Genomic DNA, 21652 nt, shown 5'->3' on the forward strand with positions numbered 1-21652 from the left:
TGGATCGGTGCGGGTCGTTCGTCGTTCAGTGACTCGGTGGCGTCTTCGGCTCGGAACCGTTGCCCTGCACGGTGATTCCGATCGCCGTCGGAATGAGCAGCGCCATGCCCCACGGCACCTCCACCCAGAACGGCCAGAAGTAGCCCGCGCCGGTGGCCACCCAGATCAACAGGGTCAGCATGTTCACGAAGACCCACGGGATCCACATTATGACGACCCACTGCGGTATCCGCCTGGTCGCCGCCGCGCGCGAACCACGTTGCGCGGGAAGGTCGGCCAGCACCGGGGTCAGCTCGCCGTAGGTCTTGGCGTTGTACACCTGCTGCAGCCGGTCGTCGAACTCGTGCAGCGTCAGCCTGCCCTCGTTCATCGCGAGCCGCAGTCGTTCGACGATCTTCTCGCGGTCCGCATCAGACGCCCGCACATGCTCCGCACCCACGATTGCCAGCGTAGGGCGGTGGCGGGCGATCCGCGCATCAATGGGTGCACTGACTTTCAGTGGCAGTGCGGCCCATTCGAGTCGTAGCTGTCGTGGTGCACCGCCTCGCCGACGTGCTGCTGCCTGCCGAGCGGGGTGAGGTCAAGGTAGTTGTGGGTGCCGATGTGGATATCGCCGCCGCGGGCGTAGGAGGAGTAGGTGTGGAAGACCGCCCCGTCGTCGTCGCGCCAGAAGACGCTGGTGCCGGGCTGCTCGCCGTCGAGTTGCCAAGTCTGGCCGCTGGTTTCGATCTCGTTCCTGGTGCGGAAGTTGTATTCGACCGGCGTGACGGAGTCGTCCTGGGTGACGTGGTAGTCGTAGTTGAAATCGCTGCCGTGCGAGGAGTACATGGGGAAGGTCCAGCCCATCCGCTCGCGATAGCGGTTCAGCGTGTCCCACGGGCCGCGGGACACCACCGCGAACGAGGTGTTCTGGTGGTGCAGGTGGGCGAGGTTGCCGACGTTGTCCAGCAGGAACGCGCAGCTGGGGCAGCCCGCGTCCAGGTCCCAGCGCCACATCATGTGGTAGACGATGAGTTGGCGACGTTGCTCGAACAGTTCGCTCAGCGTGAGTTTGCCTGTGGCGCCTTCGAATACGTAGTCCTTGTCGATCGCGACCATCGGCAGGGTGCGGCGCTTGGCGGCGAGCTCGTCCTGCTGGCGGGTGAGTGCCTTCTCCTCGGCCAGCAGGCTCTTGCGGGCCGCCAGCCATTCGTCGGGGGTTGCTACGGCCGGGCGGTTCATGAGTTCTCCCTTGGTTCAGTGGTCCATGTGTGTAGACCGGCTGATCGGGGCGAACACATCGGTCGGTAGCGTCTTGGCGTGTTCAGAGGGCTTGACGGCCCTGGTGCTGCCGGAGTTTCCGGATGTGGTCCGGCGGGAATTAACCGGCCCGGGTGGACAGTTGACGCTCGACGTGCAACAAGTCACCGAAACGAGGAGCCCAGCATGGCAAGAGCGGTGAAGTTCGATCGTTATGGCGGGATTGATGAGTTGACGGTGGTCGAGGTACCGACGCCGACCGCGGGGACCGGGCAGGTGGTGGTCGCGGTGGTCGCGGCGGGCCTCAATCCGGGCGAGGCGATGATCCGTAGCGGTGCGTTGCACGACCGCTGGCCCGCGACGTTTCCGTCGGGGGAGGGGACCGATTTCGCGGGGCGGATCGTGGAGATCGGTGCCGATGTCGGCGGTATCGAGGTCGGTGACGAGGTGCTCGGGTTCACCGACGACCGGGCCAGTCACGCGACACACGTTGTGGTGCCCTTCACGCAGGTGACGCCCAAGCCCGCCGGGTTGGATTGGGATGTCGCCGGCGCGTTATATGTCGCTGGCACAACGGCTTTCGCGGCGATCCGGGTGGTGGAGGCCAACGAGGGCGATACCGTCGTCGTGTCCGGTGCCGCGGGAGGCGTCGGGTCGATCGCGGTGCAGCTGTTGCGTGCGCGCGGGGCCGAGGTGATCGGCATCGCGAGTGCGAGCAACCATGACTGGCTGCGGAAGGTCGGTGTGACGCCGGTCGCGTACGGCGATGGACTGATCGATCGGCTGCGGGCCGCCGCGCCCAATGGTGTGGACGCGTTCATCGATACGTTCGGTGCCGACTATGTGGACATTGCCATCGAGCTCGGGGTTCCGGTGGAGCGCATCGACACCATCATCAACTTCGCCGCTGCGGAGAAGTACGGGGTGAAGGCCGATGGCAATGCCGCCGCGGGCACGATCGATGTGCTCACCGAGCTGGCCGATCTCGCCGCCGCTGGCACCGTCGAGGTGCCGATTGCCGCGGTGTATCCGCTGGACAAGGTGCAGGAGGCGTACCGCGATCTCGAGCGGCGGCACACGCGCGGCAAGATCGTGCTGCATCCCTGAGTTCCCGCGCCACTCTTGATTTCCCGCACCTCGCATGCGATTCCAAGTGCGGGAAATCAACGGCGTGCGTCCTTAGCGGGGGACGTCCCAGAAAGCGAGTTCGTGGCGCATGCCCTCCCGGAACAGTTGTTCCGCGCGGTCTGGGTCGGCACCTGCCTCATCGATCATCTGCGCGCAGCGGCGGGTGAGGGCGGCGAAACCGGGGTCGGCATAGGTGTCGACCCAGCGGCGGTAGCGCGGCTCGGCGGGCGGGTTCTTGGCCAGGCGCGCACCGAGGGTGGAGTAGCCCCACATGCACGGGTACATGGCGGCGAGGCCCTCGGCGTAGGTGGCGGCCGAGTCGAGCAGGAACGTCGTATATGCCTGGCAGGCAACGCCTTTGGTGGCACCGTCGAGGTCGGCGCCGAACTCCGCGGCCAGTGAGCGATGCAGTGCGAGCTCGTCGTGGTAGGTGGCGTGCGCCAGATCGACCAGGTCGCCGAGGTGCGCCGACGGGGCCTGCCAGGCCAGGCGGCTGAATACGCGGACGTAGTCGAGCAGGAAGAGGTAGTCCTGCTCGAGCCAGGACCGGAAGATCGGCTCGGGCAGGTCACCCTTGGCTATGCCGGCCACGGTGGGATGGTCGAGCTGATGCTCGACCAGGGGACGGCCGAGTTCTTCCAGATGTGCGGCGAGACTCATGTCTGCCAGTCTTGCGCATTCCCTCGTTTGCGCCCCGGCCGGTGTTGCCGCACGCTTGCGAGGTGTTGCGGGATGAGGATGAAGTGGTGCGCGTGCTTGCGCCGTCGGAACAGCGGTTTGTTCGGCACGGGACGTACACGGGTCGGTCGGTGTCGGTGTCGGGACAGCTCGATACAGCGGCGTTGAAAGAGGCCTTCGCCGCATTGCAGCTTGCGTTTCCGGTGGTGCTCTGCCGGATCGGGGAGGATGCGGCGGGGGCGGGTTATCTACTGCGCCCTGGGGATTCGCGAGTCGGGGCCTCGGTCACCGAGGGGGATGTGCAGACTGTGGGTTTGCCGGCTACGCCGGTGGACCCGGGGACGCAGCTGGCTTATTTGGATGCGGTGGTGTCCGGGGCTGATCGGTGGCGGGTCACGCTGTTCGCGCATCACAGTGTCGCGGATGCTGGGCATTGCGTCGAACTGTTGTCGCGGTTCTGGGGGTATTACACGGATATTGTTGAGTCAGCGCCGATAAGTGTTGTGCCGCAGGACTATCCGCAGTCGTTGGAATGGCATGTTGCGCGGCGTGGTATTACCGCTGGGCGGGTGTCTGGTCTCGAGGGTGTGACGCGTCCGCTGGAGGTAGTGCCTGTCCCCGTTGGTGATTCGGCGCCCACTTCGCTCGCCAGGCCCAGGCGTGTTCGCTTGGATGAAGCTGTGACGGCGCGGATCGTCGGACTTGGGCGTCAGCAGGGCGTCAGTGTCAATGGGTTGGTTACTGCCGCGCTGTTGCGCGCGTACGCATCCGAAACATCCGATGGCACGGTGCCGTTGGGTTGTCTGTATCCGGTGGACATGCGGCCACGCCTCGACCCTCGGGTGGCTCCCGCCGAGGGCACCAATATGGCCGGACTCGCGTCGTTCGCCGCCGAGGTAGACCCGTCTGGGAGCGTCATCGAACTGGCCCAACGGATTTCGCAACGACTACGCGACGACCTGGCCGACGGCACCGTGCAGCAGTCGGTGCTGCACTTCCCAGACTTCTTCGGCCCCAGTCGAATCCACTCCCTCGCCGGACACGTCGCAATCACCAACACCGGCGCCGTACCACCGTTCCGAACCCCCGGGGGCCTCGCGCTCACCGACTACGAAATCGTCTACCTCTCCGCCCACCCCAGGCCCTCAACCGGAGCCTCCGCCGCAATCACCTTCCTGATCTACACCTTCCACGGCCAACTAGCTGTTGGCCTGCTCGGCGGTGGTGCCAACGCCGACCAACTGCTGGTCGCGGTGCGCAAAGAGCTGAACGCGTTGTCCGTCGAGACGATCGAGGAGCGGCCCACTGGCGGAGCCGCATGATTGGCACGATGCGCGAACGGCCAGCTGGCCGTTGGCCTGCTCGGTAGCAGTGCTGACGCCAGCCGGTTGCTAGCCGTGGTGCGTATGGGTTGAATGCTTTGTCGGTCAAGATAATCCAGGAGCCGCCCGCTGGTAGCTGACTCGGCTAACCGCATGATTGGCACGATGCGTGAACGGCCGGTCGGGCCGCTCAGTGAGTGGTGGTAGCTAATGCGGTTGGGTCGCGTGATCGGCACGATGCGCGGCGGCTGGTCGGCGATTGGCCTGCTGGGTGGTGGTGCCTATGCCGACCGGCTGTTGGTCAGTTGAATGTGTTGTCTGGCGGGATGATCCGGAGCGGACTACTGGTAGCTGACTCGGCTGGGGCGCATGATCAGGACGACGCGGCGGGGGTGGTCGGCGACCGGCGCGTCGTAGGTTAGTCCGTATCGGCGGGCGAGTACGTCGAAGAAGGTGCCGTCGGGGTCGGGCTCGGCCGTCTCCATGACGCCGCGGACCTCGAGGTAGCGGTATGGCTGGTCGGGGTCGTTGATGCTGATCGCGACCTGGGGGTGGTTCTGGGTGTTGCGGTACTTGTGGCGATCGGTCGTCGTGGTGAAGCGCAGCACCTCGCCGTCCCAGAGGTACCAGATCGGCGTTACCTGCGGGTCCCCGCCCGCGGTGAGAGTCGCCAGGTGTCCGTAGAGCGGACGGGTCAGCAGGTCGGCGTAGCTGTCGGGGATCACCGGATGGTTCATCTTTCGAACGTTATCGTGTACGCCGACGGGCTGGTAGGCCCGTAGGGGCTGCGGGTGAAACCGGCTGGCCGGTGCCGCCGTTCGGGCAGAATGCATGGTGACAGCGGACGATCAGGGTGGAAGCGGGTGTGCCGGAGGTGCTGACAAACGGAGACCGGAAGCGCGGCGGCGGGGTCGGTGCGGCCGCGGTCGGGGTGGCGGCGCTAGGGGTCGGCGAGGCTGTCGCGGCGACTAGGGGTGGGTCGCTGATCGACACCCTCGGGCGGGCGGCCATCGATGCGGTGCCGGTGCCGGTCGTCGAGGCCGCCGTTGCGCTGTTCGGTCGGCACGACAAGGCCGCCACGCGGTTCGGTATCGGCGTTGGTGCGCTCGCGGCCACCATCGGGGTCGGTGGCTTGCCCGAACGATTGCGCACGCCCGCCGCGGCCGTATTCGGTGCCGGGGCGGCAGCATTGGCGACACGACAGCCGACTCGGTCGACGTCCACCGTCGCCGGTGCGGTCGCGGCCACCGGTGTGCTCGCCGCGGGTTTGCGCAGGCGGCCGCGTGGGATGCGCGGCGCACTGGCCTGGGCGGCGACGGGCGCGGGGATGTTCGTGGCCGCGCACACGTTGCAGCATGACCTGGATCGTAAGCAGGACAACGATATTCGCCGGATCGGGCCGATGGGCGCGCTGGGCGTGGTGCCGCAGGACGGGCTGGAGGATGAGCCGGGGCTGTCGCCACTGGTCACCGCCGCGCGTCGGATGTACGTCGCCGATGTCAATCTGCGTGCGCCCCGGATCGATCCGATGCACTGGCGACTGTCGGTCACCGGCAAGGTCGCGCATCCGTTGCGGCTGTCGCTGCCCGAATTGGCCGAGGACGCCGTGGAATTCGACGCCGTCATGGTGTGCCTGCACAACCATGCCGGTGCGGACCGCGCGGGCAACGGCCGCTGGTTCGGCGTGCCGCTGGCCGACCTGTTGAAGCACGCCATCCCGGAGCCCGATGCCACCCGGCTGGTCACCAGAGCCGTTGACGGCTACACGATCTCGCTGCCGGTCGAACCGCTGCGCTCCGGCGAATGGCCCGGCTACGTGGTGATCGGCATGAATGGCGAGCCACTCACCCCCGCGCACGGATTCCCCGCCCGCGTCTTCGTCCCCGGCCTCTACGGTCAGTACACCGGTGCGAAATGGCTTGGCGAACTGGAACTTTCCGACGACAGCCATGTCGACTACTGGTGGCGGCGCGGCTGGCCAGCGGGCCCACTGTGGGTAGCGCCTCAGGCCCGCATCGACGTCACCGCCCCTGGCCGAGCCGCCGCGGACAGCACCACGATCGCCGGTGTCGCATGGGCTCCACCGCACGGCGTCGCCGGTGTGGAAGTCCGCATAGGCGAAGGCGACTGGCACCCAGCCGAGCTCGCCACCGAACTCGGCCCGGCCGCCTGGCGTCGCTGGCGCACCACACTGGAACTGCCCCCAGGGGAACATCGAGTGCAGGCCAGGACGATCAGCCGCTCCGGCGAAGTCCAGCAGGGCCGCCACCGCACCCCATTCCCTACGGGCCCATCGGGATTCCACACGGTAACCCTCCAGGTCTGACCTAACCTCCGCAGAAGGGGGTGGCGATCAAGATCATGGGGAACTGATGGCGGCATCGGCCGAGAAGCCCCCGCCACCAGTTCCCCATGATCTTGAAAGCTAGCTCGGGACTACTTCGGGGCGATGGGTTCCTGTAGTTCGGTGACCCAGCCGCTTGGGTCTTCGGTGAAGACCAGCGTGACCTCGCGGCTGGGGCCGGTGAGGCGGTAGCCGTTTTCGTCTACCCAGCGGCCGAGGGCCTGCCAGGGTTCCAGGGCTTCGTTCATGCTGCCGCGGTGGACGACGGTGGCGGCCTGGGGGATGGCGGGTAGGTCGGTGACGGTGAAATCGTAGGTGTCGGCGGGGTCGAGGGCGACGGGCATGGCGGCGTGCGCGAGGATCGATCCGTCTTCGCGTTCCTCGTAGTACGCGATGCCGGGGCCGATGATCGGCACCCCGGCTTTCTCCAGCCGCCTGCAGATGTCGTCGAATAGCGGGCCGATCACCGGGCTGATCGATTTCGGCTCGAAATCGGCTGCGACAGCGGACAATTCAGCCACGCGGACCGCTGGAATGGATTTGATGATCACGTCATGGACAGGCATCGCGCCCTCCTTCTCGATGATGCGGAGCCTCGTTTCGACCTGGACGAGCCTGGCGCGGTCGCCCGCGATGCGCTGCTCGAGCTCGGCACGGCGCAGAGTGAGCATGCCGCGTAGTTCCGCGCCGCTGACCTGGTCGTCAAGGATCTGGCCGACCTGCTCCAGCGTGAAGCCCAGATCCTTCAGTGCGACAAGGCGATTGAGCCGGGCCAGCTGTGCGCCGGAGTAGAAGCGGTAGCCGCTGTGCTCGTCGACCCGATCGGGGCGCAACAGCCCGATCGCGTCGTAGTGGCGCAGCATGCGTACCGACACCCGTCCGTGTCTGGCGAAGTCTCCGATGGTGAACATAACGACTCCTGGTCTATGACCTCACACTGTGTCAGGGTCAAGCATCAGAACCGGCCGCCCCGGCTGATCCGCCGCGAACCCGTCGAGCCACCGTAGGAGCCAGCGCTCCAGCCGCCCGAGCCGGACCGGCGGCCGCCGCTCGCCGCTCCGCGTAGCAGTCCGTCGATCAAGATGCCGCCGAGCACGGCACCGGCCTGCGAGGACCCCGACACCGGTTGGGCCGTCTCCCAGGCCCGCACGCTGGCCTGCGCGGCCTGGAGTGCGCGTCCGCCGAGATCCGCGGCAGCCTGAGCGCTGGTCAGTGCCTGCGCGGGGTCGGTGGCGCTCTGCTGTTGTGCCGCATCGAGATTGCGTTGTGCCTCGGACAGCCGGGTGCGGGCTTCGGCGTCGATGCCGCCGCGGCGGGTGCTGATGTAGTCCGCCGCGGCACTCACGCGCGAGCGGGCGTCGGTCAGTGCCTGGTCGAGCCTGCGTCGCAGATCCTCGGCGGCGAGTTTGCGATCGGTGGCCGCGGCGATGGCGCGGTCCAGCTCGCCGTCGGCGGCTACCGCGTCGTGGAAGGCGTCGAGCGGGTCGGCTGTCGCGGCGGCGGCAGCCTTGTCCAGGGTGGATTGCGCGGTCGCGGTCGCGGCGGCCAGGTCTTGGCCGCCGTACCCGGAAAGCTCTGTGGCGGAGGCGATATCACGGCGCAGCTCGTCCAGTGCCGCGGGCAGGCCGTCGCGGGCCTGCTGAATGTTGGTGGCGGCGTTGTCGATTCCGTCGAGCAGGGTGCGGGCTTGGCCGACCGCGGCCTCCGCCGAGCGGATCGCGGCCACCGCGCCACCCTGCTTGCCCACCGGCTGGGTGAGTGCCGCGTGGCCCGCGTCGATGTTCTGCTCCGCGAAGGTGATTCGCTCGCGTGCCATGGTCGCGTTGTCGTGGATCGGGGCGAGGACGCTGGCCGGGTGCGCGGCGGTGAGCCGGGACAGTTCCGCCTCGGACGCGGGCAGGCGACTCTTCAGCTCGACCAGATCCCTTGTCAGCCCGTCCAATCGGTCGGCGGCGTTGATCAGCAGATCGCGCATGGCGTCGAATTCGGCTACCTGGGCGTCGAGTTCGCGATCGGCGCGTCCGACGGTGCCGATCAGGTCGACGAGGAGGGTGCGCTGTTCGTCCGGCGTTTCCGGGATGTCGTCGTCGAGGCGCTGTCGGATCGAAAAGGCCTTGACGGCAGCGGTTTTCGCGTGATCGAGGGCGGTACTGAACGGGAGCGTCGCGGTCGCGCCGAACTCGCAGGTCGCCAGCTCCAGTTCCTCGGCGCTGGTGCGGGTCGCGTTGTCGATCTCGACGAGCGCCTCGCGCGAACGTGCGTGCAGCGCCGCCAGCGGGAGCGCGGCCAGCGCGGCGGTGTTGTCCGGGTCCACCTCGCGTGCCACCGCGAGTTCGGCCTTCGCCCGGTCGCGGTGCCGCTTGCGGGAGAACAGCACGAGTCCGCCGACCACGAGCACGACCAGCGCACCGATGACGATCAGGAATCCGACATTGACGCCGCCGCCTTGCATGGCCGACGTCAGACCGTCCGCGGTCTCGACGCCAGCATCGTCCCACCGGCCCTCCCGCAGCGCGGGCTCCACCTGGCGGGTCAGCAGGCTGTTCAAGTCGGAATCGCTGACACCGCTTGGCAATTCGCCGTAGAACCAGTACGCGCGATCCTGCGTGGCGACCGCGAGCAACAGATCGCGGTCGCCGAACCCGGATTTGGTGGCCGTTTGCTGCGCCCACACCTCCGGCCCGAGCCCGCCGAAATCGTGCACGTAGATCACCCAGAGCCGCACCTGCTGGTCGGCATACAGCTGATCCACCGCCGCCCGCACCCGATCCAGCTGCCCCTGGTTCAGCACCTTGGCCGAATCGACGACATAGGTATCCAGCCGCAGCGGCGCGTCCGCCGTCCCCGTCGGCGCACCGAACAGCGCTCCCACGGCGAACAGCACGCTGAGCAACACCCAGGAGGTCCAGCGGGCAACACGATTCGGCATGGCAAGAATCTATCGCGCGAGCTGTCCGTCAGGCTGCTGGTCAACGGCACAACTCGAGTCGAATGCCTCGAGGTCCCCGCTGACTCCTGAGTCGCCGCGCCTTCCGCATTCGGATGACTCCAAAGTCTCGGGCCCTCTGTGTCCGGATGACTCCCGAGTTTCGGGCCCTCTGTGTCCGGACGACTCCCGAGTCTCGGGCCCTCCGCGTCGGGATTACTCCCGAGTTTCGGGCCCTCCGCGTCGGGATGACTCCCGTGTCTCGGGCCCTCCACGTCCGGATGACTCGCGAGTCGCGACGCGTGTCGGGTCGAAGGCGCCGTCACGTCCCGTTGATCAAGACCGAGTGGCTGGGGACGGCGGTGGTCGATAGCATCGACGGTGTGATCAACATCGATCGCCCGTATACCGGCCATGTGTCGCCGGGTGCCGATCCGCAGCAGCGTGACGTGCCGGGTGCCAGCATCGTGAAGATGTCCGTCGGCGGCATGGACAACAACTGTTACCTCGTGCAATGCGCGGCCACCGGTGCCGCGCTGCTCATCGATGCCGCGAATGAATCCGAGCGCGTCGCGGAACTCATCGATTACGTGGCGCCGGGACAGATCGGGCTGATCGTCACGACGCATCAGCATCCGGACCATTGGCAGGCGCTGAAGCAGACGACGGCCGCCACCGGAGCACCTACTGCCGCACATCAACTCGATGCCGACCCGCTCCCGGTCCGCCCCGACCGCCTGCTGGCCGACGGCGACCACATCGACATCGGCGAGTTGAGCTTCGAGGTGATCCACCTCCGCGGCCACACCCCAGGCTCGGTCACTCTCGCCCTCACCGACGGCGATGGGCTGGTCCACCTGTTCACCGGCGACTCACTGTTTCCCGGCGGACTCGGCCGCACCGCCAACCCCGCGGACTTCGACTCGCTCTACCAGGACGTCACCACCAAACTCTTCGCCCGCTACCCCGACGACACCGTCGTCTACCCAGGTCACGGCGACGACACCACCCTCGGCATCGACCGCCCGCACCTGCCCGAGTGGCGGGAACGCGGCTGGTAGCGAAGACCCGCGTCCGCCCGTCGACGGGGGTAGATCCCCGAACAACCCGGGCGAAGCACGCGTACTGGCAGACTTGGGGAGTGAATTCGCCAACGATGCGCGCTCGAGCCGATTCGGCGCCCGACCCCGTTCAGCCGCGAGGCCGCGGCGCGGGGATCCTGAGGTGGGTTCGTCGGCTCGTTGCCGGGTCGGTGTTGATGGGGTTGGTGCTGGTCGGAGGGACGGCATTGCGGGTGTGGCAGGTGGCGCGGATCGACGATTACGCGACCGCCGATGCCATCGTGGTGCTCGGTGCCGCGCAATACTCCGGCACTCCCTCCAGCGTGTTCGAGGCGCGACTCGACCAGGCTTACCGGCTGTTCCGGCTCGGCGTGGCGCCGCGGGTGATCACCGTTGGGGGCAAGCAGGAGGGTGATCTGTACACCGAGGCGGCGTCGGGCAAGAACTATCTGCAGTCGCGCGGGGTGCCGAGCGACAAGATCCTGGCCGTGGAGACCGGCTCGGACACCTTGCGCAGCATCGAGGCGGTCGCGACGGCCATGCAGGCCCGCGATATGGACTCCGCGGTGCTGGTGAGCGACCCGTGGCATTCGCTGCGCACCCGAACCATGGCCCGCGACGAGGGCCTCGACGCGTGGACCGCGCCGACCAGGACCGGGCCCGCCGTCTACACCCGTGAGTCGCAGGCACACGGAATCGCCAGGGAGACAGGCGCTTTGCTCTGGTATCAGCTCACCCATTTCGCGGCGGACTTCCGATATACGGCAGGACAGTAGTGGACGGCTACGGCGAACACGATTGTGAACGGCTCGTCGTCGAGCGGGCCAAAACCGCGGGGCTCGGTCCGCCGCGCAGCGAATTCGAGACCGGTCATCGCACCGAATTCGCCCGCGACCGTGCCCGAGTGCTGCACTCGGCCGCGCTGCGCCGCCTCGCCGACAAGACGCAGGTGATGGGTCCCCGCGACGGCGACACCCCGCGTACCCGGCTCACCCATTCGATCGAGGTCGCCCAGATCGGGCGCAGCATCGCCGACGGCCTCGGCTGCGACGCGGACCTGGTCGACCTGGCCGGGCTTGCCCACGACATCGGCCACCCGCCGTACGGGCACAACGGCGAAAAGGCACTCGACGTGTTCGCCGACGCGCACGGCGGTTTCGAAGGAAACGCGCAGAACCTGCGCATTCTCACCCGCCTCGAACCCAAGGTGCTCGACGCCGACGGTGCCAGCGCCGGCCTCAACCTGACCCGCGCCTCCCTCGACGCCGCGCTCAAATACCCTTGGGGCAGAACGGGTTCCGGCACCAAATTCGGCGCGTACGACATCGACACCGACCGGCTCGACTGGATCCGCAAGGGCGCACCCGAGCGCCGCCGCAGCCTGGAATGCCAGATCATGGACTGGTCCGACGATGTCGCGTATTCCGTGCACGATGTCGAGGACGGTGTGATCGCGGGCCGCATCGACCTGCGTGCCCTTGCCGACCCCGCCGAACAGGACGCGCTGGCCAGCCTCGGCCGCCACAAGCACTACGACCTGTCCGCGGACGAGCTGGTCGCCGCCGCCCAACGACTATCCGAACTCCCCGTCGTCGCCGCGGTCACCGCCTACGACGGCACCCTCGCCAGTTCCGTTGCGCTCAAACGACTCACCAGCGAACTCGTCGGCCGCTTCGCCACCGCCGCCATCACCGCCACCCGCGCGACCGCGGGCAGCGACAGCCTCGCCCGCTACGGCGCCGACCTCGAGGTCCCGCACGTCGTCGCCGCCGAAGTCGCCGTCCTCAAAACCGTCGCCCTCCGCTACGTCATGTCCGACCCCGACCACAAACTCCGCCAGGCCGCCCAACGCGACCGCATCCACGCCGTAGCCGAGGGCCTACTAGCCGCCGCCCCGCAAACCCTCGACCCCCTCCTACTCCCGTGGTGGGAGGCCGCCCCCGACGACACCGCCCGCGTCCGCGTCATCGTCGACCAGATCGCGTCCTACACCGAAAGCAGACTAGAACGCGTCGCCATCGAACTCAGTCGGTGAGCAGCGGGGTTGGTCCGCTGCGTAGGCGTCGGCTCGGGTTGGCCTAGACTCGTGCCGTGGCCGGACGACTCCCTGATCGCGATATCGCGGCGATACGTGACCGCGTCCGCATCGAAGACATTGTGGGGGAGTACGTCGCGCTGAAGCGCGCTGGCGCGGACTCCATGAAGGGGCTGTGCCCGTTTCATGACGAGAAGTCGCCGTCGTTTCACGTGCGGCCGAATCACGGCCTCTTTCACTGCTTCGGGTGCGGTGAGGGCGGTGACGTCTTCGCGTTCCTGCAGAAGATCGATCATGTCGGGTTTGTCGAAGCGGTCGAGCAGATGGCCGACCGGATCGGCTACCAGATCAACTACGAGGGCGGCGGCACCTCGGTGCAGCGCGATCGGGGCACCCGTTCCCGGTTGGTCGCCGCCAACGCCGCCGCGCACGAGTTCTACATGGCTCAGCTGCGCGAGCCGGGCGCGGAGACGGCGCGCAAGTTCCTCACCGACCGCAATTTCGATGCCGCCGCCGCCCAGCAGTTCGGCTGCGGTTACGCGCCCGCGGGCTGGGACACGCTGACCAAGCATCTGCTGCGCAAGGGTTTCGAGTTCAAGGAGCTGGAGGGCGCCGGGCTGTCCAGGCAGGGCCAGCGCGGCCCGATCGACCGGTTCCATCGGCGGCTGCTCTGGCCGATCCGCAATCTCGGCGGCGACGTCATCGGATTCGGCGCGCGCAAGCTCTTCGACGACGACACCATGCCTGGCAAATACATCAACACCCCGGAAACGATCCTGTACAAGAAGTCTCAGGTGCTGTTCGGCCTCGACCTGGCCAAGCGGGACATCGCCAAGGGGCATCAGGCCGTCGTCGTCGAGGGCTACACCGACGTGATGGCCATGCACCTGGCCGGTGTGAAGACCGCCGTCGCCTCCTGCGGCACCGCCTTCGGCGACGAGCACCTCGCGCTGCTGCGCAGACTCCTGCTCGACGACAACTTCTGGCGCGGCGAGATCATCTACACCTTCGACGGCGACGCGGCGGGCCAGGCGGCCGCGCTGAAAGCCTTTGCGGGCGACCAGAAACTGGCCGGGCAGACCTACATCGCGGTGGCACCCGACGGGCAGGACCCGTGCGAGCTACGTCAGCACTCCGGCGACAGCGCCGTCCGCGATCTGGTGGCGCGGCGAACCCCGTTGTACGAGTTCGTGATTCGTGGCCTGCTCGCCGACCACAACCTGGACACCGCCGAGGGACAGGTCGAGTCGTTGCGCCGGGCGATTCCGGTGGTGGCGCAGATCAAGGACAACGCGTTGCGCAAGGCGTACGCGACGAAACTGGCCGGGTGGGTCGGCTGGGATGACATCCAGACCGTTGTCCGTCGGGTCGGCGACGAAGCCAAGCGCAATCGGATGGGCGGCGGCAGTACCGGTGGACGCCAGGCACCCGCTGCCCGGCAGGCCGAGACGGTCGCCGAACATCCTGCGGCGCGGCCCAATCCGAACGATCCGACGTTGATGCCGCAGCGGCAGGTGCTCGCCGCGACGCTGCAGTATCCGGCGATGGCAGGGTCGGTGTTCGACTCGCTGGAGGCCGATGCCTTCACCCATCCCGCTTACGCGGCGGTTCGGCAGCTGATCGCCGAGGTGGGCGGCACCGGGCTCGGGCTCGGGGGTGCCGAGTGGGTCAACGCGGTCGCGGACCGTACCGACGATCTGACCATGCGTGCGCTGCTGTCCGAGCTGGCGAACGAGCCGCTGCCGGTGAAGAACGCGGCGGGGATCCCGCGGTTCGTCGCGGGGGTGCTCGCGCGTACCCAGGAGGCTTGGGTGGGGCGGCAGATCGCGGAGCTGAAGTCGAAGCTGCAGCGGGTGTCGTCTACTGAGCAGCCTGATGCCTATATGGCGTTGTTCGGGGATCTGGTGGCGTTGGAGCAGTATCGCAAGAGTCTGTTGACGCAGGCGATGGGGAATCACGACGACTTCGCTACCGGGGCTTAGTAACTCGCGTCCGTCGGGTCCCCAGGTGCCACGTTCCGTGGCGGGTCGTCTCGACGCCACCCAGCGGAGCAGTGTCCGGCACCGCGCTCAACGGCGCAGCTGATCCTGCGGCACCAGGATGGTGGTGCGCTCGTCCAGCGGCTCCATCGGTTCCAGCCGCGGCTTGGTGCTGAGCTTGTCCGACAACTTCTGCCTGCCGACGAGCACCAACTTGCGGGTCACCGGACTTTCCGACAGCGCACGGGTCGCGGCGCTGATCTGTTCGTAGCGAGCCCGCCCGGCCTTACTGCCGAGTACATATCCGGCCGCCACGCCGATGATCAACCGCAGCATCTCGATGTGCTCCTCCCAGTTGCCTGTTCGCGGGTCTATCCTGCCCGACGCGCGGTGGCCGTGTCGATCCGGATGGGGGCTTGGGGCGGCGCGCCACCTCGGCACGCAAGACCCGCAGCATGTTTCGGCCAGGGAGGGGAGCCGTATCGGCCTGGTCGGGCAGCTGCGGTGGCGTAACCCGACCAGGTGATCGAGACCGGACAGGTCAGGCGGCGAGTTCTTCTCGCTTGGCCCGATGCTCCTCGCACAGCTGGCGCTGGCCGCGGCGGATGAGCGCCGGATCCAGTCGTTGTGCGAAGGTCAGGTTCTCGTTGCGCCAGCAATCGCCGCATGCGAATTCGTTCATGGCGGCCTCCTCGTTCCTTTTGCTCAGCGGGTTGCTGAGGAGTGCCCACTTCGCCACGTTCTCAGCCCTATGTGTTCATACTCTCTCCGGATGGTGGCCGTGCCGTTACTTCCATGTGAGAACGGTCGAACACGCCCGGATTCATGAACCTCTCATCTACCGCGTTCATCGTGGCCGTCATGGGGACTCCAAGAGACATCACGCTCGCGGCCGCCGCCGCACTACTCGGCGGACTGCTGGTCGCCCATCGACTACTGCCCGAGATCGGCGGACTGCGCCAGCTGGTCGGCAGTTTTCTGCCATGGCTGCTGGTCCCGACGCTGCTACTCGCCGCCGTCGCGCTCGCCACTGGCTCCAAGGTCGGTATCGCCGCCGTGGTGGCACCGATCCTGGCCTGGTCGGTCCTATTCGTGCCGCAGCTCGTCGAACGGCCCGACGGGCCGTCATCCACCGCCGAACTCCGCGTCGCCACCCAGAACCTCGGCGCGCGCGGCACAGCCGCCGAATTGACCGACGCCGCAGTGATTTCGGTACAGGAACTCACCGATCGCAACCGGCCGTCCGTCGCGGCGGCCCTGGATCCACAGCACCCGCACGTCGCCACCGTCGGCACCATCGGCCTCTGGAGTCGCTACCCCCTTGACGACGTCGAACGCCTGGACCTAGGCCAAGGGTGGGCCCGAGCCCTACGCGCCCGCATCGAATCGCCCGCAGGCGACATCACCGTCTACGCCGTGCACCTGGGCTCCGTCCGATTCGGCGAAACCGACTCACGCAACCGCACCCTGCACACCCTCACCGACCTGGTCCAGCGCGACCCCGCCGACCGGCTACTGATCCTCGGCGACCTGAACACCGCCTCCACCGACCCCGAACTCACCCCACTCACCCGAACCCTCCAAGACGTCCGCAGCGGCCTCGGCTTCACCTGGCCCGCCCAATTCCCCCTGACCAGACCCGACCACATCCTCACCCGCGGCCTCACCCCCCTCGACGCCACCGTCCGCCACACCCCCGGCAGCGACCACCGCGCCGCCACCGCCACCCTCGCCCCACAAGTCAGCAGGTAGCGGCGCGATTTGGGCGGGCGCCCGCCCATACGCTAAAGTTTCTCCTCGGCCCGCCTAGCACAGACGAGCCGAGGATAGTCCCCTATAGCTCAATTGGCAGAGCAGCCGACTGTTAATCGGCAGGTTTCTGGTTCGAGTCCAGATGGGGGAGCCTGATACGACCCCTGACCTGGGTATCACTGAACCGGGTCAGGGGTCGAATTCGTTCCCAGACCCCGAAACGCTCCACTAACGCTCCCAAAACTCGGACCTCGTCCTTCCGTGTCACGATCATCCTCATCCCGACCGAGCCCGGCCATGACCGCGTTGTGGACCACCGCCGCCGCGCCATGATGCACCCGCCCGCGTTGCATGTACTTGCGCTGTGTCATTGCCGGATCGGCATGCTGGAGCACATCAGCGGTCACCCGAGCCGACAGTCCCTCATCATCGAGCAGCCCGGCTATCAATTTGCGGAGCGAGTACGGGACCACGTCATCGGGCAACCCCAACGCCTCACGAACACGCTGCCACTGATGATTCACGTTCACCGGATCCCGGAGCGTCCACTCGAACGACGGGAAAATCAACTCCTCAGGTCGGCATCCCAGCAGTGTGTCGAATGCGGTGGGCGGGGGAGTCTCGCGTTTGCGCAGCTGCATCCGCTCCCATCGACGGTCGAGGACTTCGACGGCGTACTCCGGTAGGGCAATGGTGCCTTGCGGGTTCTTCGGATCGTTGTCCTTGACCACCCGCACCAAGCCCTTGCCCGGCACGCGAACCACTTTCCCGACCGTCTGAATGGTGCGCCGCTTGCGGTCGTAGAACGGCCACGCGAGACCCAGTACCTGGCTCGGACGCTGACCGACCGCGCTCATGATCGTGACCAGGTCTGCCAAATCGGCACTGTCGCAGTACTCCGCGACCGTAGGCGGTGTGTAGGAACGGATTCCGCGCTTCTGCTCGGCCTTGGTCAGCTTGCGCGGACACGGAACCGTGGACCAGTAGACCGACGCCAGGATGAAGCACAAGTCTTCGATCTCTATGTACGCCGCACCACCTGTGCGGCCCCTCGGGGTCACGTTCTCCGGTATCTCGGCCTCCCGCACCGGATTCACGCTTATCGCCCCCTGACTCCGGCGCACCGCGAAGCGGAACATGCCCGACATCATCGAGCGCGCGTTCAACATCGAGCCGCGGCCATGGTTCGCCGCTACCCCCTCCAGGAACGACTCTGCGGTGCCCGTCGTGAACTCCTGTTGCCCGATACGACGAAACCCGTACTCGGCAACCAACATTGCCGCCCAGCGGTCATAGAGCCGCAACGTATTGTCCGCGCGGCCCTTCTTCACCAGATAGGCCCGATACGCCGTCCACAGGGCTTCTACGGTCGTACGTGCGGTGATCTGATCGTTGCCCGTATCCGGAGCCAGTCCAGCAGCCGCAGCACGGACCGCCGCATCAGCACGACTGCCGTCCTTATCCGGTACCCGACGACCGCGACTATCGAACCGATCCGGAGACACGCGACGCACTCGCCGACGCCGACCACTGCGATCCCGAACCCACGTCTGTGCCTCCCAATGACCCGGACGCAGCTCGGTCAACCAGACCGCACCCGCGACGCCCAGCTCACCAGGCGGCCGACCACCTGTTGCCATGCCGCTACGCAGCCCGCTCATCAGCAGCGATCGACTCCATTGCCTCGTGCAACGCCTGTACATCCCAAAGGAGCTGGCGGCCACGACGTTTCGGCGTCGGCAATGCGAAGGGTGCAGAGCCCTCACGATTCCAGCGACGCAACACCTCCGGATGGCAACACACGATAGCGGCCGCCTCCCGAGTGGTTGCCCACCGCTGACCAAGGCTCGTAACTTCTGCTCGGATGCTCATATGCGTGACCTCCTCCTATGCTGCTTGCTGAGTTGCCGAAGTTTCTGGTGGCTCCGGTGGACCGGCGGCCAGCTGGGCTTTCAGGAGTTCCGCGCGCCAGGTGGTGCGTTTGGCGATCGCGCCCATGATCAGGTACTCCCGCAGGGGCCGGGACTTGTCACCTGGTTCGACCGGCGTCACCTTCAGGTGACTGGTGTCGGGTTTGACGATTCCGGCGTCTGCGAGCAGTTGCCGAACAAACTCGACCCGGTCCTGCTTGTGATCGGGCAGGGTCTTGCCGGACCACTTGCGCGAGACCAGCACCCGACGACCGGGCAGGCCGAGAGTGTCTCGCCGGTGTGCTTTGCCCCGGCAGCGTCCGGGCACGGTTTTGTCGCTGGCACCCTGGGGGACGATGCCGTATTTCAGCCAGACCGCGCAGCGCGGCGAGCACGGGGTGTGCTGTAGCTGGGTGTGCAGGCGGTCGTAATGCTCTGCGGCACGGTCGGATTGCGGCTCGACGATTTCGGCGATCGACTTGACCAGGTACTTGGTGACGTAGCCGATGGTTCGGCCGGCCTTTTCCGTCCCTGCGGCGATGCCGGTGATCTGCTTGCGGTCCATCTGTGACCCGAACCGCACCGTATGCGCAGGCTCGAGGTCATCAATGGTGTCGAGGATGTCCAAGGCGTCATCCCAATACGTCAGTGCCCGACCGGTTTCCGGGTCTACGAACGTCGCCTTTTTGTGATCCCACACCGGCAGATGCTTGCCCCCGTAGACCTGGTTTTCGGCATCGAAGCGCGGCCACCACACCTGGTGATAGGTAGCCGCGGTGACCTGCTTGAGGATTTCGCGGGAGACCACGCCCCGGATCAGGATGTGCAGGTGCGGGGCACCGCGACGCTGGGGTTCCACGGTGGCGAAGTACTGCACGTCGTAGCCGACACAGCGACGCAGGTTCTGAATCCACCGGTCGACCAGCTTGGAGAAGAACACGATATCGCGTGCCGCAGTGGGGTAGTCGTAGCTGTCCGGGTCGACCGGGGAACCGTCGGAGCAGGGTTCGCCCTTGTCGTTGACCGCGCCGTCACGGTTGATGTGGCCGTAGCTGGGCATGGTCAAGGTGACGAACATCGAGGACAGGTGACCGCCGATCGCCTTGCCGACAGTGCGTTTGGTGACCTTGCGGCGAGGCAGGTCCGGCACATCCTGACGGCGACGAGTGGAGCGACGACGCCGATCCTTGCCCGTAGCGTCCAAGACCGGGAGACGACCACGCAGACCTGTTTCCCGCAGCTCGATGTCCAGGTCCCGGATCACCTCCGCGATACCGGCCGCCAACTCCTCATCCCCGTCAGCGACAGCTTGGCGGTACTGGGCGACGAGATCGGCTCGGGCGGTGAGCAATTCGACCTGCAAGTCGGTCGGGTCGCTGGCCGGTTCGACGGGTTCGGTAGCGGCGTGCCAGCCTTCGCGGCATTGGGCGATCCGCAGCAGCCGATTCGCCTTTGCACACGCCGGGCACACCGATTCGATCGTGGACTTGCACGGCGAACCCTCGTAGGTCACGGTGCCGGTCTTGGGGTCTTCGACCCGCATCGCGATCGGACGCTTGCACACCTGGTACTGATCAGCTGCGGCCTGGGCGACCTCGTAGAGGTTGGGTAGGGCGCGGCGCTGAGCCGCTGTCCCCCCTGCCTTGGGTTCGGTGGTGGTGTCGTTCATCAGGCAGCGTCCTTCCAGAAGCGAGCAGCATCGAGACGGGGTACCGGGACGGGTTCGGCGAGGGCATCGGCGTAGCGGAACACCAGCTCGACAACACCGGGGCCGACGACGTGAGCGCGGCATTCGAGAGCTTGGAAGGTGTGGGCCAAGCGATCGACACGGTTCTCGTAGTCGGCGGGACACTGACCGTCGAGCATCCGCACCCGCACCCAGTCCATGCTGTCGCCGATCTCGGCCATGAGGAGCCACGGAACGAACGTCGACGCCTCACCCGCCACGGTGAGTTTGCAGGCGTCTAGTCGCTTGTCCCAGCGCAGCCGGTAGCGCCACCACCGCAGGAAGCGGGCACGTGCGCGTCCGGTGAGCCACCGCTCGAAGGTCTCCGGATGCTTCGCACGCCAGAGCACCATCCCCGCGATGGACACCCCGACCACCACGACCGCCCACGGCCACCCGAAGAAAAGGCCGGCCGCGACAGCACCGGCGACCGGGATCGAGACCATCGGGAACAGCACCGCCCACCACACCGTCACCACCCCAGCCTTGAGGATCTGCCACCCCAGCATCAGGAACGCTTCGGTGAGCACCTCTGCCAGGCTTTGTTGTGTCTCAGTGGTTTTCGTCGCCATTACCGGGCCTCCTTGTCGTACAGATCCAGTGCCAGCTGTGTCGGCACGGGAGTTTCATCGATCCATTTCCGCCAGTTCTCGGTGTCCGAATCCCGGTACACCACAATGGTTTTCACCCGTCTGTTGGTTTTGAGGTGGCAGGCGTAGAGGACCGCGTCGGTGACGTTGCGAGCCTTGGGCAGGGGGCGCACTGCCTGACCGATCAGCACGCCCCACTGCACCCGTTTACGGTCTGTACTCATCGAGCCGGGCCGCGCCATTGGGCTCCCACATACCGCAGCGTTCGCATTCGGGATCGCCGCAGTAATGGCCGTCTTCGTCGGTCTCGTAGGGTTCCCAATGGCCGCACTCGTAGCAGTGCATGACCTCTCCGCCGTCCCACACACTGACCCGCTCGATGGACATCGCTGTCCCGCAGCAGATCGGCCTCGCAGCGGTGCTCATGCTGCCCAGTCCCAATCGGAACCGTCGACGTCGTCCAGGGCGTCATCCCAGCCCGGAGCCTCACCGGTTTCAGCGAGCAAGCGCACCGCGATAGCGATCGAGTCCAGCCCGCCGCGTTCGAGGCGGCAGCGGCGTACTGAACGGAGGTGGATGGCGGCGTCGATGTCTTCGCGGTCGAAGTCGTCGGCGGGGTGGAGGTGGTGAATGGTCATGACAGGGCCTCGATTTCAGGGATGCCGCACACAGTGCAGGTGCGGAGACGGGTGGAGATGCCGAGCAGGCGTTTAGTGGTCTGCCAGGTGTCGGGGAATTGGTGTCCCATGCGGTCGCAGTGGTCAGCGGCTATGCAGCCGTCACACCAGATCCGGTCACCGTCGTAGAGCCAGCCGACACCGGCCGAGCGGGTTTGGATGTAGTCGACGGCTTGCTGTGTGGAGTCGAAACAGATTGATTCGCCGGTGTTTTCGGTGTAGATGTCACCGCACATGTCGCAGTAGATGACGACGTGAGTTTCGGTCACGAACCCTCGCTTCATG

22 protein-coding genes and 1 tRNA gene are annotated in these 21652 nt (G+C 66.8%); 9 read left to right on the forward strand and 14 right to left on the reverse strand.

Annotation, left to right across the window (positions count from 1 at the left end):
- Positions 1-25 precede the first annotated feature (25 nt).
- On the reverse strand, positions 26-439 hold the full coding sequence (locus tag OG203_RS37190) for a DUF1707 domain-containing protein (protein WP_405161877.1): 414 nt from the start codon (positions 437-439) through the stop codon (positions 26-28).
- A gap of 56 nt (positions 440-495) precedes the next feature.
- A complete protein-coding gene (locus OG203_RS37195; protein ID WP_405161878.1) occupies positions 496-1221 on the reverse strand; it encodes a DUF899 domain-containing protein in 726 nt (241 codons plus the stop codon).
- 204 nt (positions 1222-1425) lie between these two features.
- Between OG203_RS37195 and OG203_RS37200 the strand changes: the two genes are divergently transcribed.
- Positions 1426-2346: an NADP-dependent oxidoreductase gene (locus OG203_RS37200; protein WP_405161879.1), complete on the forward strand. Its 921-nt coding sequence runs from the start codon at positions 1426-1428 to the stop codon at positions 2344-2346.
- Between the two features lie 72 nt (positions 2347-2418).
- Here the strand turns inward: OG203_RS37200 and OG203_RS37205 are convergent, their stop codons facing one another.
- Positions 2419-3027: a TenA family protein gene (locus OG203_RS37205; protein ID WP_405161880.1), complete on the reverse strand. Its 609-nt coding sequence runs from the start codon at positions 3025-3027 to the stop codon at positions 2419-2421.
- Between the two features lie 86 nt (positions 3028-3113).
- On the opposite strand from OG203_RS37205, the gene OG203_RS37210 reads away from it, so the two are divergent.
- Entirely contained in the window at positions 3114-4367 is a 1254-nt protein-coding gene (locus OG203_RS37210; protein WP_405168126.1) for a phthiocerol/phthiodiolone dimycocerosyl transferase family protein, read from the forward strand.
- A gap of 341 nt (positions 4368-4708) precedes the next feature.
- Here OG203_RS37210 and OG203_RS37215 read toward each other — a convergent pair whose 3' ends face one another.
- Positions 4709-5104: a PPOX class F420-dependent oxidoreductase gene (locus tag OG203_RS37215; protein WP_405161881.1), complete on the reverse strand. Its 396-nt coding sequence runs from the start codon at positions 5102-5104 to the stop codon at positions 4709-4711.
- A 137-nt stretch (positions 5105-5241) separates the two neighbouring features.
- Here OG203_RS37215 and OG203_RS37220 point away from each other — a divergent pair, with 137 nt between their 5' ends.
- Complete coding sequence (locus tag OG203_RS37220; RefSeq protein ID WP_405161882.1) at positions 5242-6693, forward strand: molybdopterin-dependent oxidoreductase; 1452 nt, start codon at positions 5242-5244, stop codon at positions 6691-6693.
- Positions 6694-6803: 110 nt separating this feature from the next.
- Here the strand turns inward: OG203_RS37220 and OG203_RS37225 are convergent, their stop codons facing one another.
- Together OG203_RS37225 and OG203_RS37230 are read right to left on the reverse strand one after the other, a co-directional pair.
- Positions 6804-7622 (reverse strand): MerR family transcriptional regulator, encoded by an 819-nt coding sequence (locus OG203_RS37225; RefSeq protein ID WP_405161883.1) that lies wholly within the window; start codon positions 7620-7622, stop codon positions 6804-6806.
- A 44-nt stretch (positions 7623-7666) separates the two neighbouring features.
- Positions 7667-9640: a TPM domain-containing protein gene (locus OG203_RS37230; protein WP_405161884.1), complete on the reverse strand. Its 1974-nt coding sequence runs from the start codon at positions 9638-9640 to the stop codon at positions 7667-7669.
- Between the two features lie 380 nt (positions 9641-10020).
- Here OG203_RS37230 and OG203_RS37235 point away from each other — a divergent pair, with 380 nt between their 5' ends.
- From OG203_RS37235 to dnaG, 4 genes are all read left to right on the forward strand, one after another.
- A complete protein-coding gene (locus OG203_RS37235) occupies positions 10021-10698 on the forward strand; it encodes an MBL fold metallo-hydrolase (RefSeq protein ID WP_405161885.1) in 678 nt (225 codons plus the stop codon).
- A gap of 197 nt (positions 10699-10895) precedes the next feature.
- The gene (locus OG203_RS37240; RefSeq protein WP_405168127.1) at positions 10896-11474 is read left to right on the forward strand and encodes a YdcF family protein; all 579 of its coding nucleotides are present in this window, start codon (positions 10896-10898) and stop codon (positions 11472-11474) included.
- On the forward strand, positions 11474-12733 hold the full coding sequence (locus OG203_RS37245) for a deoxyguanosinetriphosphate triphosphohydrolase (RefSeq protein WP_405161886.1): 1260 nt from the start codon (positions 11474-11476) through the stop codon (positions 12731-12733). Before OG203_RS37240 ends, OG203_RS37245 begins: the two co-directional genes overlap by 1 nt.
- Before the next feature lie 56 nt (positions 12734-12789).
- A complete protein-coding gene (gene dnaG, locus OG203_RS37250; RefSeq protein WP_405161887.1) occupies positions 12790-14715 on the forward strand; it encodes a DNA primase in 1926 nt (641 codons plus the stop codon).
- A gap of 87 nt (positions 14716-14802) precedes the next feature.
- Here dnaG and OG203_RS37255 read toward each other — a convergent pair whose 3' ends face one another.
- Together OG203_RS37255 and OG203_RS37260 are read right to left on the reverse strand one after the other, a co-directional pair.
- Positions 14803-15048 (reverse strand): hypothetical protein, encoded by a 246-nt coding sequence (locus OG203_RS37255; RefSeq protein ID WP_107654933.1) that lies wholly within the window; start codon positions 15046-15048, stop codon positions 14803-14805.
- A 205-nt stretch (positions 15049-15253) separates the two neighbouring features.
- The gene (locus OG203_RS37260) at positions 15254-15394 is read right to left on the reverse strand and encodes a hypothetical protein (RefSeq protein ID WP_405161888.1); all 141 of its coding nucleotides are present in this window, start codon (positions 15392-15394) and stop codon (positions 15254-15256) included.
- 179 nt (positions 15395-15573) lie between these two features.
- Here OG203_RS37260 and OG203_RS37265 point away from each other — a divergent pair, with 179 nt between their 5' ends.
- Both OG203_RS37265 and OG203_RS37270 read left to right on the forward strand, forming a co-directional pair.
- Complete coding sequence (locus OG203_RS37265; protein ID WP_405161889.1) at positions 15574-16464, forward strand: endonuclease/exonuclease/phosphatase family protein; 891 nt, start codon at positions 15574-15576, stop codon at positions 16462-16464.
- 78 nt (positions 16465-16542) lie between these two features.
- Positions 16543-16615 (forward strand) — tRNA-Asn (locus OG203_RS37270).
- Positions 16616-16640: 25 nt separating this feature from the next.
- Here the strand turns inward: OG203_RS37270 and xerC are convergent.
- The 6 genes from xerC to OG203_RS37300 all read right to left on the reverse strand — a co-directional run bounded on the left by xerC (position 16641) and on the right by OG203_RS37300 (position 21636).
- Positions 16641-18125 (reverse strand): tyrosine recombinase XerC, encoded by a 1485-nt coding sequence (xerC, locus tag OG203_RS37275; protein WP_405161890.1) that lies wholly within the window; start codon positions 18123-18125, stop codon positions 16641-16643.
- Positions 18126-18351: 226 nt separating this feature from the next.
- Positions 18352-20043: a replication initiator gene (locus OG203_RS37280; RefSeq protein WP_405161891.1), complete on the reverse strand. Its 1692-nt coding sequence runs from the start codon at positions 20041-20043 to the stop codon at positions 18352-18354.
- Positions 20043-20672, reverse strand: a complete 630-nt coding sequence (locus OG203_RS37285; RefSeq protein WP_405161892.1) for a hypothetical protein — start codon at positions 20670-20672, stop codon at positions 20043-20045. The genes OG203_RS37280 and OG203_RS37285 overlap by 1 nt, the downstream gene beginning before the upstream one ends.
- Positions 20672-20914: a hypothetical protein gene (locus tag OG203_RS37290; protein ID WP_405161893.1), complete on the reverse strand. Its 243-nt coding sequence runs from the start codon at positions 20912-20914 to the stop codon at positions 20672-20674. The genes OG203_RS37285 and OG203_RS37290 overlap by 1 nt, the downstream gene beginning before the upstream one ends.
- Positions 20915-21112: 198 nt before the next feature.
- Positions 21113-21328: a hypothetical protein gene (locus OG203_RS37295; RefSeq protein WP_405161894.1), complete on the reverse strand. Its 216-nt coding sequence runs from the start codon at positions 21326-21328 to the stop codon at positions 21113-21115.
- On the reverse strand, positions 21325-21636 hold the full coding sequence (locus OG203_RS37300) for a hypothetical protein (RefSeq protein ID WP_405161895.1): 312 nt from the start codon (positions 21634-21636) through the stop codon (positions 21325-21327). The genes OG203_RS37295 and OG203_RS37300 overlap by 4 nt, the downstream gene beginning before the upstream one ends.
- Positions 21637-21652 lie beyond the last annotated feature (16 nt).

Source organism: Nocardia sp. NBC_01499 (genome assembly GCF_045040275.1).
GTDB lineage: Bacteria > Actinomycetota > Actinomycetes > Mycobacteriales > Mycobacteriaceae > Nocardia.

What these genes read in the sequence shown, in the direction of transcription:
- OG203_RS37195 (WP_405161878.1), bottom strand. Translation starts at nt 1,221, where the DNA reads ATGAACCGCCCGGCCGTAGCAACCCCCGACGAATGGCTGGCGGCCCGC.
- OG203_RS37200 (WP_405161879.1), top strand. Translation starts at nt 1,426, where the DNA reads ATGGCAAGAGCGGTGAAGTTCGATCGTTATGGCGGGATTGATGAGTTG.
- OG203_RS37205 (WP_405161880.1), bottom strand. Translation starts at nt 3,027, where the DNA reads ATGAGTCTCGCCGCACATCTGGAAGAACTCGGCCGTCCCCTGGTCGAG.
- OG203_RS37215 (WP_405161881.1), bottom strand. Translation starts at nt 5,104, where the DNA reads ATGAACCATCCGGTGATCCCCGACAGCTACGCCGACCTGCTGACCCGT.
- OG203_RS37225 (WP_405161883.1), bottom strand. Translation starts at nt 7,622, where the DNA reads ATGTTCACCATCGGAGACTTCGCCAGACACGGACGGGTGTCGGTACGC.
- OG203_RS37230 (WP_405161884.1), bottom strand. Translation starts at nt 9,640, where the DNA reads ATGCCGAATCGTGTTGCCCGCTGGACCTCCTGGGTGTTGCTCAGCGTG.
- OG203_RS37240 (WP_405168127.1), top strand. Translation starts at nt 10,896, where the DNA reads ATGGGGTTGGTGCTGGTCGGAGGGACGGCATTGCGGGTGTGGCAGGTG.
- OG203_RS37255 (WP_107654933.1), bottom strand. Translation starts at nt 15,048, where the DNA reads ATGCTGCGGTTGATCATCGGCGTGGCGGCCGGATATGTACTCGGCAGT.
- OG203_RS37260 (WP_405161888.1), bottom strand. Translation starts at nt 15,394, where the DNA reads ATGAACGAATTCGCATGCGGCGATTGCTGGCGCAACGAGAACCTGACC.
- OG203_RS37265 (WP_405161889.1), top strand. Translation starts at nt 15,574, where the DNA reads ATGGGGACTCCAAGAGACATCACGCTCGCGGCCGCCGCCGCACTACTC.
- xerC (WP_405161890.1), bottom strand. Translation starts at nt 18,125, where the DNA reads ATGAGCGGGCTGCGTAGCGGCATGGCAACAGGTGGTCGGCCGCCTGGT.
- OG203_RS37280 (WP_405161891.1), bottom strand. Translation starts at nt 20,043, where the DNA reads ATGAACGACACCACCACCGAACCCAAGGCAGGGGGGACAGCGGCTCAG.
- OG203_RS37285 (WP_405161892.1), bottom strand. Translation starts at nt 20,672, where the DNA reads ATGGCGACGAAAACCACTGAGACACAACAAAGCCTGGCAGAGGTGCTC.
- OG203_RS37290 (WP_405161893.1), bottom strand. Translation starts at nt 20,914, where the DNA reads ATGAGTACAGACCGTAAACGGGTGCAGTGGGGCGTGCTGATCGGTCAG.
- OG203_RS37295 (WP_405161894.1), bottom strand. Translation starts at nt 21,328, where the DNA reads ATGACCATTCACCACCTCCACCCCGCCGACGACTTCGACCGCGAAGAC.